16 protein-coding genes are annotated in these 19851 nt (G+C 51.0%); 1 reads left to right on the top strand and 15 read right to left on the bottom strand.

Translation table 11 applies throughout. The features are described from left to right. Positions 1-169: 169 nt before the first annotated feature. Positions 170-1531 carry a sigma-54 interaction domain-containing protein gene (locus AC6CHQ_RS14480; RefSeq protein ID WP_498081922.1) on the bottom strand — a complete coding sequence of 454 codons (1362 nt, stop codon included), beginning with the start codon at positions 1529-1531 and terminating at the stop codon, positions 170-172. 142 nt (positions 1532-1673) lie between these two features. Here AC6CHQ_RS14480 and rpoN point away from each other — a divergent pair, with 142 nt between their 5' ends. Beyond that, entirely contained in the window at positions 1674-2960 is a 1287-nt protein-coding gene (gene rpoN / locus AC6CHQ_RS14475; protein ID WP_498081921.1) for an RNA polymerase factor sigma-54, read from the top strand. Positions 2961-3020: 60 nt separating this feature from the next. Here the strand turns inward: rpoN and AC6CHQ_RS14470 are convergent, their stop codons facing one another. The 14 genes from AC6CHQ_RS14470 to AC6CHQ_RS14405 all read right to left on the bottom strand — a co-directional run bounded on the left by AC6CHQ_RS14470 (position 3021) and on the right by AC6CHQ_RS14405 (position 19596). Then, positions 3021-4265 carry an MFS transporter gene (locus tag AC6CHQ_RS14470; protein WP_498081920.1) on the bottom strand — a complete coding sequence of 415 codons (1245 nt, stop codon included), beginning with the start codon at positions 4263-4265 and terminating at the stop codon, positions 3021-3023. Positions 4266-4630: 365 nt separating this feature from the next. Further along, positions 4631-6034, bottom strand: a complete 1404-nt coding sequence (locus tag AC6CHQ_RS14465; RefSeq protein WP_498081919.1) for an SLC13 family permease — start codon at positions 6032-6034, stop codon at positions 4631-4633. Next, complete coding sequence (locus AC6CHQ_RS14460) at positions 6031-7533, bottom strand: tripartite tricarboxylate transporter permease (protein ID WP_498081918.1); 1503 nt, start codon at positions 7531-7533, stop codon at positions 6031-6033. Before AC6CHQ_RS14460 ends, AC6CHQ_RS14465 begins: the two co-directional genes overlap by 4 nt. A 13-nt stretch (positions 7534-7546) precedes the next feature. After that, positions 7547-8005 carry a tripartite tricarboxylate transporter TctB family protein gene (locus AC6CHQ_RS14455; protein ID WP_092049939.1) on the bottom strand — a complete coding sequence of 153 codons (459 nt, stop codon included), beginning with the start codon at positions 8003-8005 and terminating at the stop codon, positions 7547-7549. Positions 8006-8167: 162 nt separating this feature from the next. Next, positions 8168-9181, bottom strand: coding sequence for a tripartite tricarboxylate transporter substrate binding protein (locus AC6CHQ_RS14450; RefSeq protein ID WP_498081917.1), 1014 nt, complete (start codon positions 9179-9181; stop codon positions 8168-8170). Positions 9182-9427: 246 nt separating this feature from the next. Next, a complete protein-coding gene (locus AC6CHQ_RS14445; RefSeq protein ID WP_498081916.1) occupies positions 9428-10114 on the bottom strand; it encodes a response regulator in 687 nt (228 codons plus the stop codon). Further along, positions 10111-11703, bottom strand: coding sequence for an ATP-binding protein (locus AC6CHQ_RS14440; RefSeq protein ID WP_498081915.1), 1593 nt, complete (start codon positions 11701-11703; stop codon positions 10111-10113). The genes AC6CHQ_RS14445 and AC6CHQ_RS14440 overlap by 4 nt, the downstream gene beginning before the upstream one ends. 173 nt (positions 11704-11876) lie before the next feature. Then, entirely contained in the window at positions 11877-13055 is a 1179-nt protein-coding gene (locus tag AC6CHQ_RS14435) for a Zn-dependent hydrolase (protein WP_498081946.1), read from the bottom strand. Then, the gene (locus tag AC6CHQ_RS14430; RefSeq protein WP_498081914.1) at positions 13052-14410 is read right to left on the bottom strand and encodes an MmgE/PrpD family protein; all 1359 of its coding nucleotides are present in this window, start codon (positions 14408-14410) and stop codon (positions 13052-13054) included. Before AC6CHQ_RS14430 ends, AC6CHQ_RS14435 begins: the two co-directional genes overlap by 4 nt. 3 nt (positions 14411-14413) lie before the next feature. After that, the gene (locus AC6CHQ_RS14425; RefSeq protein WP_498081913.1) at positions 14414-15775 is read right to left on the bottom strand and encodes a hydantoin-5-propionate amidohydrolase; all 1362 of its coding nucleotides are present in this window, start codon (positions 15773-15775) and stop codon (positions 14414-14416) included. A gap of 49 nt (positions 15776-15824) precedes the next feature. Continuing rightward, positions 15825-17144, bottom strand: coding sequence for a TRAP transporter large permease (locus AC6CHQ_RS14420; RefSeq protein WP_498081912.1), 1320 nt, complete (start codon positions 17142-17144; stop codon positions 15825-15827). 14 nt (positions 17145-17158) lie between these two features. Continuing rightward, positions 17159-17701, bottom strand: a complete 543-nt coding sequence (locus tag AC6CHQ_RS14415; RefSeq protein ID WP_498081911.1) for a TRAP transporter small permease subunit — start codon at positions 17699-17701, stop codon at positions 17159-17161. A gap of 15 nt (positions 17702-17716) precedes the next feature. Continuing rightward, positions 17717-18811 carry a TRAP transporter substrate-binding protein DctP gene (gene dctP / locus AC6CHQ_RS14410; protein WP_498081910.1) on the bottom strand — a complete coding sequence of 365 codons (1095 nt, stop codon included), beginning with the start codon at positions 18809-18811 and terminating at the stop codon, positions 17717-17719. A gap of 53 nt (positions 18812-18864) precedes the next feature. Continuing rightward, a complete protein-coding gene (locus AC6CHQ_RS14405) occupies positions 18865-19596 on the bottom strand; it encodes an IclR family transcriptional regulator (RefSeq protein WP_498081909.1) in 732 nt (243 codons plus the stop codon). Between the last annotated feature and the right edge of the window lie 255 nt (positions 19597-19851).

Here is a 19851-nt window from a genome sequence, read left to right as displayed (position 1 = left end):
TTGCCTGCTGCCCAGTATTATTGCAAGTTCCATGCCAACTTTTTAAAGCACGTCACAACTGCATTCTGCTATTTACCGGACTGACCGTGGTGAAATATTTCACAGAACCCGGTGATGTTTTTCACCAACCCAGCAAAACAAATAAAGACCGGTGAATTTTTTCACCGGCCTACATTCCATATTTTTTTATTTTCTTCACTAGTGTCGAATGGTCCACCCCGAGATGCCGCGCTGCTTCCCTTATCGTCTTGTAGCGGTCCAGCGCCAGCCGGATCATCCGTTTTTCGGTCTGCTCACGCAAATCCGGCAGCGGAATAATTTCATCCGAAAAATAGTCATCCGCTTGTTTCTTCAGAAGCTCACGCGGTAGATCCCTGGCGTCAATTTCCGGGCCCTCCGTCAGAATCACCAGTTGCTCCATCGTATTTTCCAGTTGCCTGACGTTTCCCGGCCAGGCATATTCAGAAAGGAGGCGGGAAGCACTGTCGGTCAGACGTTTATCCACCACATACTTCTTGTTGTACTTCTCCAGGAAGTGTCTGCAGAGAACCGGTATGTCTTCCTTCCGGTCGCGGAGCGGCGGAATCTTGATCGGGATGACATTCAGGCGGTAATACAAATCTTCTCTAAACCCGCCCTCCTGTACCAGTTGTTTCAGATCCCTGTTGGTGGCGGCAAGAAAACGGATATCCAGCTTTCTCGGTTTTGTACCGCCTACCCGGGTGACTTCGCGGGTCTGGATCACCCTGAGCAGCTTGACCTGGAGATGCAATGGGATTTCTCCGATTTCATCCAGAAGTACCGTTCCTTTGTCGGCTGCTTCCAGCAAGCCGGGCTTTGCACTCAGTGCGCCTGTGAATGCCCCCTTTTCATGCCCGAATAATTCTGCTTCCATCAACGTTTCGGGGATTGCCCCGCAGTTGATCTGGATAAACGGAAAATCGCGCCGATCGCTGAATTTATGGATCGTTTTGGAGACGACTTCCTTTCCGACCCCCGATTCTCCGATGATCAGGATATTTGCCTCGGTCTTTGCGACTTTCGCGACTTTCTCTTTTAGCTTTTTAGTCTCAAAGGATACGCCGATCCACTCATCTGTTTTCAGCATCTGGAGCCTGAGCTGTTGCAGCTCCGTATAATTGATGTCGACCTGGTTATGGTGCTCCCGGTACAGGTCATCGATCCTTGAAAAACGGTGGTAGTTGGCCACATAACAGATAATCTCGCCGTCTGCATCATAGACTGGTTTACTTGTGATGAAGACTTCGATTCCTGTCCGGAGCTTCTGAGAAATGGTCAGCGGGTCTTTCTTCAAGATTTTCATCGATTGACTGATGATGATTCCGTCTTCCTCCATGTCCTTCGGAGTTTTCCCCACGATTTCAGATGTAGGCACCCCCGAAATTTTCTCAACCGCTTTATTGGCATAGAAAATCTTTCCCCGCAGATCCGATAGCACGAAACCGTCAAAACTCTGATCGATGGCCTCCAGAAAAACCCGATCGATATTCAACATTGTTTGAAGACTCATCATCTCTTCCCCCTGTCACTAGCCGGGTCCTGCCATCCAGTTTTATCTATCATACCAAATTTTCAGACAATGGGTTGCCTATCAGATGGATATCACCCATAATTAATAGAACAAAGTTCCTTGCTTAATGAGGTGAAGCAATGTGCAGATTCAATTAACTCAACGTCAGGAACAACAGCTGATCATGACGACGGAGCTGAGGCAGTCCATCGAGCTCCTGCAGATGAACCAGATGGAGCTTACTGATTTTTTGCAGGAACAGGAGATGGAGAATCCGCTGATTGAACTTGAATATCCGGATACCCGGACGAGCCATTCAAAAAAGAATCACCCTGTGGGCGCCCAAGGTCCTGAATGGATTGAGCAGATTGGATCAGAACCTCAGTTGGACCGGCGCGAGTTATTGCTTAATCTAGAATTCACATTTCGGGATCCCGATAAAATCCGCTTTCTCGCTTACCTCATCGGACAACTTGATGACAACGGGTATTTGCAGCTTTCCTCTCATGATCAGATGGACGAAGAAGGACTGGGCCGGGGAATACGGCTTTTACAAGAAATTGGACCTCCCGGAATTGGTGCGCGGAACCTGCAAGAATGTCTGTTGCTTCAGCTGGAAAACCAAAACGAAGATGCCCTTGCTATGCGTCTGATCCGTGACCATTTCGAACTGCTCTCCCGCAGGAAATGGAATGATATTATGCGATCCATGGAAATTTCAATGGATGAATTGAAGGAGGCGGTTGACCGGATCCGTTCTTTGAATCCGAGACCCTGTGAACTGGATGCTGCACCGCCACCTCACTACATCATTCCGGACGTATGGATCATCCTGAATCAAAATGGAGACCTGAACTACCGGCTCAACGGCCAAGCCCTCCCCCAGATCAAACTGAACACTGACTACCTGCCGCTGATGCATCAGTCAAACGACGTTGGCCATTATCTTCAGGATCGTCATAAGCAGTACAACTGGCTGATCAAAAGCCTGGAACAGCGGCAACAAACACTTTCAAAGATTACAGCCTTCCTTATCGATCATCAATCCGCATTTTTCCGAAAGGGCGAGCTGTTTTTGAAACCGCTTACGATGGCTACTGTTGCTGATGCCCTGGACATTCACGAATCGACCGTCAGCCGTTCTGTGAAAAACAAGACCATGCAAACACCGATCGGCCTCATCAATATGAACGACCTGTTTTCCTCGGCACTGGATTCTTCGGAGTCGCCGGCTGCTTCAAGCACACAAGTCAAATCCCTGTTGAAAGACTATGTGCTAAATGAGAATAAATCTAAGCCCCTGTCGGACCAGAAGCTCGTCAACCTGATAAAAGATGAACACGGCATTACTGTCTCCCGGAGGACGATAGCAAAGTATCGGGATGAGCTGAACATCCCGGGTTCGAGCGGGAGGAAGGAGATTGGGTGATGCTTTTATACAAAAAGAGACGTTGCGGACAGCCATGTCTACAACGTCTTGTTGTCTTATTTAATCCTTTTGCTCTGCAGGCTCCCCTGCTTTCACCAGATCCTGACTCCGCCCCATCAGGACAGCCAGCACAATGATCAGAACACCTGTCCCGAGAAGCAGCCATTCGATCCGGACCACGTCTGCCAGCGGCCCGAAGACCAGCATGCCGAGTGGCATCATCGAGGTGGAGATCATGCCCAGCACGCCGAACACCCTGCCAAGATAATCTTCTTCAACCTTTTCCTGCAACAGCGTCATGGCCGGTGTGTTGAAGATTGGCATGGCGATTCCGAAAAGTGCCATGAAGGCGAGATAGATCCAGAAGACCGGCACAATGCCGAGACCCAGTGTGCAGATGCCCATGATGACGCTGGCAAAACCAAGCGTCCTAATCCGGTTCCGGAATCCGCCCCACGAAGCAATAATGCCCCCGCCTGCCATCATGCCGACGGAAAAGGCAATTTCAATGGCGGTCAGACGCCAGATATCATCCCCGAAGCTTCTCGTGACCTGAAGAGGTGTCAGAAACGCCGCTGGTGCCATCAGGACGAAGAAGACCGCGAAAAAGAAGAAGAACTTTTTCAGGAATGCATGTTCACCGATGTAGCGGAGTCCTTCCTTGAAATCGCTGAGGTAGCTCGTCTCCTGCTTGCTGGCAGCCTTTTCATGTACGGCCACTTTTACGAAGAGCAGCAGCGTGAGAATCGCGATCGCCGCAGTCACCACATCGACGAAGAAGATGACTTCGATTGAGGCCATCGCTAGGAGAGCGGCACTGACCATCGGTGAGACAAACATAATGACCGCCTGAATACTGCCGTTAATACCATTCACCTGTGTCAGCTTCTCTTTCGGAACGATCTGCGGAAGGATTGCACCGACAGCAGGCGTTTGGATACCTGTACCCAAAGCCCGGATTGCTGCCATAAGGAACAGCAGCCAGATCGCGTCATAGCCCATCAGGAAGAGAATCGCCAGAATCAGCGTCGACAACGCAATCAGCCCATCCGCCAAGATAATCAGGATCTTCCGGTTATATCGGTCCGCCCAAACCCCTGCCACAGGGGACAGAAGGAACGTCGGGATAAATCCGCAAATGATGTATAGCGTCATCATCATCCCTGATTTCGTCTCCAGCGTGATATGCCACATGATCGCATACTGCACGAGTGACGAGCCGAACAGTGAGATCGTCTGGCTGCTCAAGAAAAGCACAATATTTCTCAGCCAGTTTTCCTTGCCCAAATTTCGATCAATATTCATCGTTTCCCACTCATTTCTTTTCAATTTTGTTGGGAAGTCCGATTTTGAAAACACAAAAAAGAGGCGGTATTCGCCCCCTCTTTGCTTAAACCTCTATCAGGTTTCCAAAAGACAGACCAATCCCGTTACCCCGCGCTGGAGCAGGGTATCCATTATATTCAGTTGAATGGAAAACGGAATCGCAATTTCATCGACGCGGTCATCATGGAAACCTCCTGTACGTGTAGTTTTATTAGAATAACTGATGAGAGCGGGTTAGGCAAATAGTTTTGAAATAAAAAAGGGGCACTATTGAAAGTGCTCCTAGAAGGGTCTCATCCGAGGTAACCATCCAATTCCCCAAGGTAACCACTCACCCTATCCCCCTACCAATACCAAACCGCCGCCACAATCGAGATCACTGTAAACAGCCCGCTAAATACCGCCCCGATCACATACTGCTCCCGTTTTTCAATTACTTTCGTTTCAAAAGCCAAATATGTCGGTATGGAGTGGATCGGCAGGACGAGCATGCTGCCGACGATCAGGATGACCAGGAATGCGAGCTGCACCGGTTCGATGCCGATGAGTTCGGAGTACGAGATGACGATTGGGAAAATGACGACCAAGGCACCTGATGGGATGATAAAGAAGAATCGCAGGGTGAAGACGATCAGGGCGATGACCGAAACTTTCACCGCAACGCCTGCATCCTCCAGAATCAGTCCGGTCAGCAGACCGGCGAGCGCATCGGCGGTACCGTTTTCCGCCAGGATCAGTCCCAGTGAAAACGCCGCTCCGAGCATGAGAAAGGTTTCCCAGTCGTACTGGCGCACCGTCTGATTGGTGATCAGGCCCATTTTCGGCAGGGCGAACAGCGCAATCAAAATGATCGGCGGGACGATGAGGGGCACTTTCCCTTCATCGAGAAACATCCATGCAAGGATCATCAAAATGAATCCGGCAATGACGATCCAGAACCGGGCGCCAAGCGGTTTCCGCTCTTCTTCCAAAAGCTCAGCACTTGCTTCATCCAGCACCACAAGCCCGGCTTCGGGGAAACTCCGTTTCAAGTACTGCCACATAAACAGCACCATCGCGACCGCTCCGATCCAGAGCGGCGGGGCGACTTTGGCGAACCATTCCAGCCAGGTGAGTTCGGCGACGCCGTAGTCTTTCAGCAGCTGATGCGCCAATATCGGAAATCCTCCCCCGGTGAAGACGATCATCGTGGCGTTCTGATTCACCATGCCGATCAGGAACAGGCTGTATTTATGGAAAAGGCTCCTGTGCGGATAGCCGTACAGACTGTTGATGCGGGCCATGAGCGGTTCCATGATTTTATAGCGGGCGGCGGCGGACGGCAGGAAGATCGGCAACGCCAGGATAAATGCCGGGAGTCCCGCGATGATTGCAGCCGGTCCGCCCTTACTCAGCTTAATCAGGATTTTCGCGATGACCTGGTCGACCTCTGCCGTGACCAGAGCCTTGCTAAGAAGCGACAGCACAAGCACGAAATACAGTGCAGGTGACAAAAAACCGCGCAGGGTTTCTTCGACCGTTTCCGCCAGCCCGAACAGAAACATCAGTGCCAAAAGCAACAGGCTCGCCGCCCCGCTCGGGATCGGTGCCGCAATCCAGAAATACACTGCGATGATCAAAAGAAGGAGCGTCATCTGCTGTTCTCCGCTGAACCCGCTCAAAAAAACGGGCTGAATGATTCCCGTAAAGAGGATCATCAGCCCGATGGCGAGCAGCAGCGCCGCCCTTCTGTTCAATAATGCGTTCACGCTTCCGTCGCTTTGTTTTTGTTTTTGCGAAGCTGTTTAACGAGCGGGAAGACAAACGACAGCAGTGCAAGGAAAAGCAGGCTGAGGGCAATCTTGTCGTCCAGGAAGATGGACAGGCTGCCGTTCGAAATCGTCAACGCCTGCCGCAGCGACTGTTCGAGCATCCCGCCCAGGATAAATGCCAGGATAAACGGCGGTGCCGGGAACGAGAAGAGCCTCATCAGGAACCCGATCACACCGAACAAGAGCAGCATGTACAGGTCAAATGTGTTGAAGCTGATTGCGTACACACCGATCATACTGAAGACAATAACGAGTGAAATCAGCAGCGGACGCGGGATCTTGAGGATCTTCGCGAAGTACGGGATCAGCGGCAGGTTGATGATCAGCAGGAAGATGTTTCCGATGTACATCGATGCGATGACACCCCAGAAAATCTCCGGCCGGTCAGTCATGAGCATCGGGCCCGGCTGGACGCCGAGGACGAGGAACGCACCAAGCATGACAGCTGTCGTCCCGGACCCCGGAATCCCGAGGCTCAGGAGTGGAACAAAGGCACCGCTTGTCGCGGCGTTGTTCGCCGTTTCCGGAGCGGCCAGCCCTTTGACGGAGCCCTTCCCGAATTCATCAGGATTTTTCGAAAGCCGCTTTTCAAAGATATAGGAGATAAACGATGCGATGGTCGCACCTGCACCAGGGAGCACCCCAAGGATAAAGCCGAGGAACGAGTGGCGCGTCATCGGTCCGCTCATATCCTTCAGGTCTTTTTTATCCAGCTTCAGGCTGCCGATGTTATGTGTGTCGCTGACCGACTTGTCTTTCCGGTTCAAAACAAGTGAACATACTTCTGCAATCGCAAACAGACCGAGCGCGATGACAAGGAAGTCGAGCCCTTCAAGCAAGTTCATGTTGCCGAATGTGTAGCGTTGTGTCCCTGTCTGGGCATCGATGCCGATCGTGACGACCATGAAGCCGGCAACAGCTGAGATTAGTGCCTTGATCGTCGAACCTTCAGACAGGCTGGCAATAGCGGTGAGACCGAGCAGCATCAGTGCGAAGTATGCGGCGGGTCCGAACGAAACAGCCACACTCGACAGCGCCGGTGCCAGAAGCATGAGCAGGACGACCGAAACCGTACCGCCGGTGAACGAAGCGATCGCCGCAATGGCAAGTGCCTTTCCGGCCTTTCCCTGCTGGGCCATCGGATAACCGTCAAACGATGTTGCGACTGCACCGGATACACCCGGTGCATTCAGGAGAATCGACGAGGTAGACCCCCCGAAGATAGCGCCGTAGTAGACACCCGCCATCATGATAAGCGCAGTCGCCGGTTCCATCCCGAATGTCATCGGGATCATGACGGCGATGGCACTGATCGGGCCAAGACCCGGTAGCATCCCGATGATCGTCCCGACAAAAACCCCCAGGATGACGAACAGGATCGCCTCAAGACTGAACGCAGTCTGAAAGCCTGTGATGATTCCATCTAAAGAACCCATAGTAACCTCCTAATTAGAACGGCAGAACCCCGCTCGGCAGTGTGATGCTGAGCAGCTCCGTGAACATAAAGTAAAGGACGAGCGGGAATACGACTGCGGTGATGCCGCTTGCGACGTGATTCCTGTACCCGAGGAAGAACGAACAGAAGAAGATGAACAGCGCCGTCGTGAGGACAAAGCCGATCACTTCAAGAAGCAGGATGTACGCCAAGATCAATCCGGCGACACCGAGGAGCATGCCGATCTCTTTTTTCGGAATGTCGCGCCTCTTTTTCTGCTCTTCCGTTTCGGAATCTTTTGCGAAGAACAGGAAAATCGAAAGGACAATCAGCAGTACGCCCAGCGTTTTGGGCAGGACGTCAGCATCGACGATCGCGTATGGATAGCTGGGGATGCGGAACGCACCGAACAGATACAGCGCACCGATTGCGACAAGGACGAGGCTGACTTTCTGATTCATCGTTTTAAGCATGGGAACATCTCCTGTGATGCTGTATTGATGGTTCGTCATTTTTCGCGCCCAAGATGGATGGAACCCCCCGCCTCTTTTCAGAAGCCGGGGGTTCCGGAATCTTGAACTTTTCGGAAGACGGGCGGAGCCGGTCATTCCAGGATAATTCGTCAGACAGCCTGCTTACTTCGCAAGGCCGAGCTCGTCGAGGAGTGTCTGGATCTCTTCGCGCTGCTCATCGAGGAACGTTTTATACTCTTTGCTGTCCAGGTACATTTCGTTCCAGCCAAACTGCTCGCGGATTTCCCCGAATGCTTCGGAGTCGCTGAGTTCCTTGAATTTCTCTTCGTAGTACTCGATTGCAGCCGGTTCCATGCCTGCAGGACCGAAGAAGCCTCTCCAGTTGATGAACGTTTCATCGATGCCCTGTTCCTTGGCAGTCGGGAAGTCTTCGAGGACTTCGCCTTCCAGGCGCTCTTCGGATGTGACGCCGAGTACGCGGACCTTGCCGGCCTTGACCTGCTCGACTGTTTCGGCAACACCTGTAGAGTAGACATCCACGCTGCCGTTCAGCAGCTGGGTCATGCCGCCCGCATCCTGTGCGGAAACGTACTTGATCTTCGTAATGTCAACGCCTGCAGCTTTGGCGATCTGGACAAATTGCATATGGTCCATCGAGCCGGGGGACGACGTGCCGACAACGGTTACGCTTGCCGGGTCTTTCTTCATGTCTTCAAACAGTTCGTTCAGGTCCTGCCACTTTGCGTCTTCGCGCACCGCGAATGCCGCATAGTCCGCGATGACGTTCGCGATCGGTGTGAAGTCTTCGTGGTCATATTCGGACTGCCCGTTCAGCGGGATGAAGATCATCGGAGGCGAAGTGACAAACAGCTTGTGCGGGTTGCCTTCATAGTTGGCGATGTACGACCAGCCGACAGCGCCTCCGCCGCCTTCTTTGTTCGTGACGCCGATTTTGCCGTCAATGATTTCTTCTTCCTGAAGGACTTTCGCCGCCATACGGGCAGTTGTGTCCCAGCCGCCGCCTGCGCCTGCAGGAGCGACAATCTCGATGGATTCTGATGGTGTGAATTCTCCGCCGTCTCCGGCATTGGCGGTTTCGGACGCACCGTCATTGCTTCCGCAAGCGGCCAGCATCATGGACAAGCCCAGTGCAGCGGGCAGTAGGAATTTCTTCAATGGTGGTTCCCCCTTCGTTTATACGAATTTCTTCAATGACATAGTTTTCAGTTTAGTAGCCCAATTGCGTACTGTAAACGTTTGCAATTTAATGGGCGTTTTGTTCATTGTGTTCACGAGGTTAAGTACAGTTCAAACCTAGGAGCCCATATTCGTACCCTAGTGGTAACCACTCCATGCGCCGGGGTAACCACTCGCCCGCCCGATGTAATCACTCATCAAAAAAACGCCGCTCCGGGGCGGCGTTTAGCTGTTTTTGTTGATGAAGTATTTCCGTTCGGGTCTTCCTACGGCTCCGTATTCCAGGTCGGCGATGGCTTCGCTTTCGGAGATGAGGTATTCCAGATAGCGGCGAGCGGTGGTGCGGGAGGCACCGATCTGTTCGCCCATTTCTTCTGCGGTGATGCCGGCGTCCAGTTGCTGAAGGGTATCCCGGACCTTGTCCAACGTAAGGGGATCGATGCCTTTTGGAGTCTGGGCCTGGGCCGGCTGTTCCGCCTCAACGGACACACCGAGCAGCCGGTCGAGCAGGGCCTGGTCAAAGTCACTGACGCCACCGATCCGCTCCCTCTTCATCTTATATCGGGCGACCGCCTCGATAAACCGCTCCTTTTTCACCGGCTTGATGATGTAGTCGGTGACGCCTTGGTTGAGAAGTCGGCTGACGATGTCGTGCTCGACCGCTGCTGAAATGATGATGAAGTCGAGTTCAGGACGGATCATTCTCAGCTTCGGGATCAGTTCGACGCCGGTGGTGTCCGGCATAAAGACATCCAGAAGCACCAGATCGACTTCCTTTTCCTCCACCGCCTTCACCGCGTCACGGCCTGTCAGTACTTTCCCGACCACTTCCACCTCCGGTATCTCTCCCAGAAACCCTTCGTGGATGCCGGCAATCCTGAAATCATCTTCTACAATCAGTACACGGATCATCCAACTCCTCCTTCCTGCTTTGGTATGAATACGGTGAACACCGCTCCGCTCCCGGGGCTGTTATGCGCTTCGATATAGCCGCCGAGTTCATCCACCACCTCGCGCACGAGCGGAAGGCCATACCCTCTTCCGGCTGATGCCTTCGTGGAATATCCCCGTTCATAAAGCCGGTCCAGTTCCTCTTCAGGCAGGCCGCCTCCGCTGTCTGCGACTTCAAAGATGATTTCCTGACCAATGTCCGTCGCAAAAAACGTAACTTCCTGGCGTTCTGCGCTCCGCACTTCTTCCATGGCGTTGTCGAGAAGATTCCCGAGGATCGTGACAATCTGGGCGATGCCTATGTGCCCGGGAAGCGGGCCGAGCTCGCTGTTGTCATCGATATTGAACTGGATTTTGTTTTCCGATGCCTTGCCGAGCTTGCCCATGAGGATCGCCTGTACGGTCGGGTCCTGGATCTGTGTGAACAATATCCGGTTCTGGCTGCGGGCGGTGTCGAGCTCGTCCGAGATCAGTTCAATGGCTTCATTATAGTTCCCCAGCTGCATGAGTCCTGAGATGACATAAAGCTTGTTCGTGTATTCATGGGTCTGGGCCCTCAGATATTCCGAGTACTCGCGCACCTCCGACAGCGTGTCGACCAGTTCCTTCAGCTCGGTCTTGTCCCGGAAGCTGAATACTGCACCCGCAGGCTGGCCTTCCCGCTCGACCGGCACCGCATTCACGATTACATGCCGGTCGTTGATGACCGCTTCCTCATTCGACAGGCGGGCATCCGGCCGGAGAAATCGTCGGGCTTCCAAGTCCGGATGCACCTCGTCCAGCCGGCTGATGTCCTGTTTTTCCGAAAGTCCGAGCAGTCGCCGCGCCGAACCATTCAGCATCGTGACCTCCCCCGCCTTGTCCACCGCGATGATGCCCTCATGGACCGAAGACAAAATCGCTGTCCGCTCGGTGTAAAGGGATGCGATTTCCGCCGGCTCCAGCCCCATCGTATCCTTCCGGATGCTGTCTGCGAGCCGGATGCCGCCGATCACGCCAACGACAATGATAAGCAGGGCAAGTGCAATGATCTTGCCGAGCCGTTCATAGATAACGGAGCGGATATCTTCGACCATGAACCCCACCGAGACAACCCCGACAATATTATCCTCATAATCCAGAATCGGCGCCTTCCCCCGGACCGAGGGACCGAGACTGCCGACCGCCTCAGAGATGTACGACTCGCCACCGTGCAAAGCACGGTCATTATCCCCCCCGACCATCTTCTTCCCGATCTTGTCCGGATCCGGGTGCGCATACCGGATGCTGTCCGCGTTCCCGATGACGACATATTCCGCCCCGGACAAAATCCGCACCTCCGTCGCGATCGGCTGCAGGATCACTTCGGGATGCGCCTCATTAAACGCGTTGCGCACAGACGGCATCTTCGCCACCACCTGCGCCATCTGCAGCCCCCTCTCCCCCATCTCCTGTTCAATCCGCTGGTACTCCATAACAGAATAAAAGATGGTCAGGAGAAGCGAGACGAACAAGATCAGGCCGGTGACCAGGCCGAGTATTTTGGTTTGCATGGAGACATTGGGAAACATAAGGAGTGCTCCTTTAATAGGTCAATCGGTTCAGATCTTATTGCCTCTATCATAAAGGTTATTTAGGGTTGGATGAATAGTTGTGAGAAAGTTTCTATTTAATTCTTTAGAAAAAGTAAAAAGCAGCACGCCCGAATTGCCGGACGTGCTGCTCTCTCTATCTTAGTCACTTCTCACTTTTTATACTTCAACAAAGCCTCCAGCATGATTTCCGCCGCATTTCCGATATACGCCCAATCCGAGTCTTCTTCCGGATTGTGACTGATTCCTTTGATGCTCGGGACAAAGAGCATGCCGACTTCAGTATGACGGGTAAGTGTGTTGGCGTCATGGTTGGCGCCGCTGACCAGTTCCATCACGGGAAGATTAAGCTCACTTGCCGCTTCTTTAAGAACTCCTCTGACACTCTCCGAAAGCTTGCTCGCCTTTTTCTTTACGCCCGGGATAATTTCCACATGATAATTTGCCCTTACCCATTCCAGAATTTCTTTTTCGAACGAATCAATGCTTTCCTGATTTCCCGATCGGACTTCGAATGTGAGTTCCACTTCGCCCGGGATGACGGTAGCGAGATTGGGCATCACATTCAGTTGTCCGACGGTAGCGACAGTCCCATCTGTGTACTTCTTCACCGCTTGATGTATATGAAGGACAATTTCACTGGCATGGACGAGTGCATCATCCCGTGAGTTCATCGGCATCGTTCCTGAATGGCCCGGGGTGCCCAGCACTTTGATATTTGACCTGGAGATTCCCGCGATATTAGTGACGATTCCCGTCTTATTGTCATTCTCTTCAAGGACAGTACCCTGCTCGATATGAAGCTCAAGGAATGCCTTGTACTCGGGCAAGGTTCCGACTGCACGCCGGATCTCTTCTTTTGTCACACCGAGAGAATCCAACAAGGAATCATCAAACTCATCGGGGTCCACCTGGCCGGTCACGACGCGGCTACCGAATGTGCCGCCCAGAGGATTTCCTTCCTCTCCTTTAAAGATAACAAGTTCAAAAGCTACTTCCGCATTGTCCATCTGATCTCTCAGTACCCGGATGCACTCAAGTCCTACAAAGACGCCCAGCGCTCCGTCGAAAAGACCCCCGTTTTTCACGGTATCCACATGGGATCCGAAGGCGATCACCGGAGCATTATCGGGTCCAATTGTTCCATACAAGTTTCCTACGCTGTCTGTTCTCACTCTGGCGCCATAGGTCTCCAATTCCTGTGCAACCCACTCAATGACCTGGTCCTCTTCTTTTGAGAAAGCGAGTCGTGTGTATCCTTTTTCACCGCTATTATATCGATTCGCAACTGTTTCCAATTGGTGTTTGATCCGCTCAACGTCAAGCTTCACTTTAGACAAGTTGCTCCCCCCATCAGTTGATTCGTCCGCAACCACTCTTTAAAGGTGGTGCATTTTCTTAGATCCAGCAAATGTTCTTTTAATACATTCACGAAGCTGTGCGGATAATGGCCGGCCAGCATGTTTTCGTATTTCTTCCACATTTCCAGTTCACTGAATCTGTGAGTGTATTCACCTTGGGCATTTTCGATCGTATGACTAAGAATCGAGCCTTCTTTCAAGACGATTTCCACCCTTGCGGCACGCTTGCTCGGAAGGAGACCCGTCAGTTCCTCTGATTCTTTCACAACGATTTCGTCAGCCAGGCTTTCTACCTTTGACAAGTTGTCCCGGTAGTCTCCATACAGATCGACACCCATCAATGTACAAGCGACCGCATATGGGATTGAAAACTTCGACTGCAACTTCGTTTCCGGGTTACTCGTATCGCATCTGGCCGCCAGACTGTACGTTTCCACTGTCACTTTATCGATGTCTTCAATCTTCAGTTCCCCTCCGGAGATCAGAACCTGTGCCGCATCAATGGCGGCATGAGTAAACCTGCACGCCGGGTGGACCTTAAAATAGTTTTGGATAATCAATGGCGGATCCATCAATGATTCTGTCATCCGCTCCGCATTCACACCGTTCCCCATGATTGTTGCCCATAGGTTTTCAGCGACCTCCACATTCGACCGGAACCCGTATTCTTGGAAGCTGACACTCTCGTAGGCAAGGAAACTCCCTACCCCGGTATACAGATTTCTGACAGACTGCCCTTTTTCTGCTGACAGCCAGGATGTACCGAGCGGCAAGGTCAAGCAGATCAACACAATTTCACGGATCGCTTCCTTGTCTTTCCCTTCAATCAAGGCGCGGGCCACCGCTCCGCCGACATTGCCCCACGTACCGTGAGGATGCATATCATCCCGCATACTGCTTGCGTAGGACAACCTTGCGGAGATTTCATATGCTCTTATATATGCGTCTATTACTTGGCCGATAGTCGCATCATTCTCATAGGCGCTGACCATCAGTGCGGGCAGGATATGGGCACTTGGATGACCTTTGGCGAAGGTGTTACCCTCATCCAATTCATTCGAGACAACTGCAGTACCGTGAATGATCAGATTGTCTTTACGGTCCGTTAGCAGATCCGTGCCGAGAACTGGAAAACGGTGTTCCCCTTCTGCAGAAGACCTTGCCTTATCCTTAAGGTAAGCGAGAATTTCCTTCTCGGACTTCAGTCCATAAAGGGCAGCGACCACCGTATCAGCAATCACCCATTCCGCCTGTCTTTTGACGTCTTCCGAAAACTCTCCATGACCCAAAACGGTATTCAGCAGTTCATCAAAATGGGTTTGCATCGATTATTCCGACTCCAATGCCGCTGGACCCTTGATAAACGTTCCATAACCCGGCTCCACGGTGACTTTTTCACCGTCGAACACAGTGGTTCCCCTTACGATAGTTTCCGCTACTTTACCTTTGATCGTATAATCGCGGAACGGAAGCAATTCAGGGTTGGTTTCAAGGTTATCGGTATTCATCTGCCATTCTTTATTTGGATCGATCACCACGAAGTCTGCGTCATAGCCTTTCTCGATCTTGCCTTTATTGCGGATGCCGAACCGCTCTGCGGCGTTTGTAGACATCATTTTAGCGAAGTCGTTCGGTGAGTAACCGCGGCGGCTGACCATTCCATCGAAGATCAGCGGGACGATGACTTCCAGTCCAGGCAGGCCGGATGGGGCCTTGAAGATGTTTCCATACCCTTTTTCCTTGTCCTCCTGCTTCCAGACGACGTGGTCCGAGGAGATGAGGTCGATGTTCCCGTCCTTCATATGCTTCCACATAGCTTCCACTTCCTCTTTCGAGCGGAGGGGCGGGTTCATTTTGGCAGCCGGGCCGTATTTCTCAAGGTCATCCGTATTCAGCAACAGGTACGTATAGCAAGTTTCAGCGGATACATCCGTGCCCATCTCTTTGAAGATCTTGATCAGGTCAAATGTCCTCGGATGGCTGGCATGGACAATATGGATCTTGGCGCCTGTCCAATAAGCGAACTCCATAAGCTGCAGAACGGCCGACGTTTCCGTGTATGCCGGGCGGGATTCGGCATGTGCCAGGTTGTAGTGCTTGCCGCCGGTCTGGTACTCTTCCACCATTGCTTTGACGATTTCGTCGTCTTCCGCGTGGAACGCGACCAGCACTCCTTTTTCTGCGAGAATTTTCATCGCTTTGATGATTTCATTGTTTGGCACTTTCGGGAACCGGTACTCATCTGTTTCGAATGTCGACAGCTTGAATGATGTCGCACCCGCTTCAACAAGCGGCTCAATCTGAGAAGTCCCTTCCCGTTTGGCGACGGTTCCCCATAGGGCAATGTCGACCAACGCATTTTTCTCAAGGTCTTCCACCTTTGCATTGAATGCATCAATGTTGTTGACCGGATTCGGAAGGTCGTAAGGCATATCCACAAATGTGGTCACGCCGCCCCTGGCCGACAGACGGGTGGTCGTCTCGAAACCTTCTTCCGGGTTGCTGAAGCTATGTACGTGAACATCGATGGCACCCGGGAAAACTAACTGCTCACCAAAATCCTTTACTTCATTCCCCTGCAGCTCTTCACTCGAAATCTCTTCAATCTTTCCGTTATTGATCCCGACCGAACCTTGGATGACTTCATTTTCCAAAACAATGTTCCCTTTGATGACAAGTTCAAAATTCATGATTCATTCTCCTATTCTGTCTGTACTTTAAGATGGTTTGTGTGACGTTTTAGAACAACAAGTTTGGAAGCCACAGCGAGAGGACCGGGAAGGCGATCAGGAGGAACAAGATCAGTATGTCGATGATGACGAAAGGTGTGACCCCTTTGAAGATATCGACAATCGAGATGTCCTTGGTTACGACCCCTTTAAGCGCAAATACGTTCAGCCCCACCGGTGGAGTAACCGCGCCGATCTCAGTCAGCTTCATCGCGACCACCCCGAACCAAATCAGGTCATAGCCGAGCCCCGAAACAATCGGTGCCACAATCGGTAAAAGCAGTGCATAGATGCCGATTGGAACCATGATCATCCCGAGCACGAAGAAGATGGCACAGATGATAAGAATGATGACAATAGACGGCACTTCAAGGTTGACGAAGAACGTAGTCACCTTTGTCGGCAAATGGCTCAGTGCCAGTACTTTCGCATAATACAGAGCACCGATATTAATGAGAAAAATCATCGATGTCGTGTTTGCAGACTCCCTCAGAGCGCTGGAAAATGTGCTGTACTTACGGAAGCTTCCCTGCAGGAAGCCAATAACAACAATGAGGACACATCCGACTGCCGCAGATTCAGTAGGCGTGAAAATTCCCGAGTAAATCCCTCCGAGCAGGACGAATGCGACGAGCAGGATCGGCCAGGCTTCAGAACCGATGCTGACTCTTTCTTTCACAGAGAGTTTCGGCTGCTTTCTTTGTCTCTCCATCATTTCAGGATCCCGCTTACATTTAAGATAGATATAAATGGAGAAAATCACTGCGGTTAACAATCCCGGAATGATCCCTGCGAAAAACAGACCGGCTACTGATGTATTCGTAAACAATGCATAAATGATAAACATCATGCTCGGCGGGATCATCGATGAGAAGGTACCGGCGGATGCAATAATCCCAGAGGCAAACCCCTTACTGTATCCAAGCTTCCTCATCTCGGGCATTGCCATTTTCCCGAAAATCGATGTTGCCGCTATGGATGCGCCCGAAATCGCACCGAACCCTGCAGCACCGAGGCAAGTCGCGATTCCGACAGATCCCGGAAGACCGGATGCCAGGGCATCCGCACTCCGGAACGCTTTCGTGGCCAGCCCGGATTGAACGGCCAGCCCGCCCAGCAAGATAAATAGCGGGATGGCTACCCAACTGGGTGCTGCTATCGAGCTGTGTGCGGAACTGATCAGCAGTGCAACCGCCCTGGCTCCGTCCAGGATGAGAAATGTACTGATCAGCCCACTTGTGATAAACGAAATTCCGACCGGAACACCAATCCCGATAAAAACGAGCAATAGAACGATACAGATAATCCCGATATAGGTGACGTCTAGCATGTCTTACCTCCTCTCTAGATGTTTGCCGTCAAATCTTTTGATGGATCATGGTTTTCATCATCAGCATAATGGGGATCAAAGATTGCTCTCAGCAGATTCACAAGAATCTGAAGCGCAAAGAAGAACAATCCGATCAAAAGAGCCAGTTTCGAAGGCCAGATTGGAATATGAACGACATCCGCAAAACCTTCACCAGTTTCAATCGAGAAAAAGAAATTCCCGATTGAGGCATAGAAGAAGATGACCACTGTGATGAGTTTGATAAGGTTAATGAAAATATCCATGCGCCTCTTCGACTTTTTGGATAACTTACTGTCCAAAAGTTCAACCGCCGCATGTTGCTTATGTTGCTCTGTTGTAGAAAGCCCCAGATAAACAACAGATATGAGCACCAGCACAGAGAGGTTCGACAGCCCTTCAACCGGGTAACCGACTTCCCTGGAAACGGTGTTGACCATCAGAAGAACAATGATGATAAACAGTAGGAAGCCACATAGCTCAGACAGCCGTCGGTTGATCACATTCAAAACATGACTTGCTTTATTTAGAGACTTCATGGTCTGCTCCTTTCATTACTCCTGGGATTCCTCCAGCACGTCATTAATGATGCGTTCCATTTCCTCAACATATTGATCAGCATCTTCAATTCCATGCTTTTCTTTGGCCTCATTGGCCCAGACTTCTCTTAGCTGAGCAAACAACTCTTCATCGTTGAACAGTGCAATATCTTCTTCATCTGCGATTTTTACGACCGCGCCTGCTTCTTCCTGTTCCTTGATGGCCTGCTGCAATTCTTCCTGATAAACTTTCGCGAATTTCTTCTGCGCAGTTTCAGTCGCTCTCAAAATTCCATCCTGAATATCAACGGGAAGACTATTCCAGGCATCTAGATTGATCGTATGAATGAATGGGGCAGACCACCAAAGCTTGGTTCCGACAATAATGTTCGGAGCAGCTTCATAAAAGTTCATCATGTGGAACCCATCGTAGTTCGTCATCACACCATCGATCACGTTAGTTTCGAGGGACATATAGACATCACTAAACGGAACACTGACCGGATTGCCGCCCATATTTTTGACGGTCTCCAGATACCATCTGCTCGATGCCCGCCATTCTCCTCCGTTTACGTCAGCCAGGCTGTCCAGCTCCCCGGAAGAAGCAAAGACAATCGGCAGACCGACGGTTATCAGCAGCGGCTTCTGGTTATTCCGCTCGAGGTCTTCTGTAAAACGGGGCATTTCCTCCATGGCCCGCTCAAAGATTGTGTAGATGCCCTCAAAATCTTCCGGGGCTTCCGGGAACAGCTTGAACAACTCATAGCTGAACATCCGCTGCGGGTAATTATCCGGATAAATAAGACCCATGTCGGCAACCCGCTCCCTGACTCCATCAAGCGCTTCACTAGAGCTCAGCAGGCCGCCCCCATAAATGGCATTGATATTCACCTTTCCATCCGTCTCCTTCTCTATCTCAGGAAACCAATACTCCTCGATAAAGCTGGTACGCATCCCGTTTGGCGGATCATGATCCGTATAGTTGAGGGTAATTTCATACTCTTCAGTACTGTGACCGCTTTCATTAACGGCCGCCTGTTCCAGGCCGCATCCCGAAAGAATCACGGCCATCAGCAACAGGAACACACTCCCCTTTTTTAAACACTTCATCCCAATTCTCTCCTTCCCCCATGTTTGAATCTTCGTGTAATCGCTTGCAAGCTTCACAAAAATGATTCGATCTTCGCAACCTCTTCCTTGAATCTGCTTATAAGAAGGCTTTTCTCCTTGGCTTCCATCCGTTGTTCAGTTCCGACGATAGCCAGGGATGCAAACACCTGCCCTTTAGAATTTCGGATCGGAAAACCGTACGACACGACCCCTTCATCCACTTCACTGTTTGAAGTGGCGTATCCTCGCTCCCGGATCTGCTTCATGTCTTCCAAAATGTCTTCCTTCCCGGTCAATGTGTATTCGGTGTATTGTCTGATCTGCCCACTTTCGATGATCTGGTCAAGCAACGCCTCGTCCTGGAACGCCAAAATGGATTTGGATGAAGCACCGCAATAAAGCGGCATGATCTTCCCTTCCTCCGAAGACACTTTGATTGTCTGGTTCGGAGTTGACGTAGCAAGACAAACTGCGTTGATTTCCGACAAGACGCTAAGGATAGTCGTCTCACTGAACTCCAGGGTCAATCCATCCATCATCGGACGGGCAATTTCCGTAATGTTGATATCCGAACGGACGATGTTCGCGTACTCCAGAAATTTATAACCGAGCTTGTATCGTCCCGTGGAATGTTCCATCAGGAGACCATGATCTTTCAATGTCCGGACAAACCGATAGACGCTGCTCTTCGGCAGATCGAGGAGATCCGCCATTTCATCGACTGTCAGCACTTTCCGGTCCATGCTGAACAGATTTAAAACCGCCAATACCTTGCCTGCTGTCATATGAACCTCCAAAATTATCACTATTTGATAATCGTTTATTTAATATTGATAATTATTAATTCACATCATACTGAGCCATTAAGTCTAAGTCAACAGAATATTTTATTTTTCAAACTTATTTTTATCTCTTTCAGAAAGTTAACACTTAAGTTTGAAGGATCGTCCAGTTAATAAAAAAGAGCGTATCCCTTTATAAATGTGGGGATACGACATTGTTTGATATAGAGATATATTTTGATGAAGCTTGTCTTGAAC

The organism is Bhargavaea sp. GQ12, from assembly GCF_059758705.1.
Note: the sequence above shows the minus strand (reverse complement) of the source record. Positions and strands in the feature narration are given on the sequence as shown.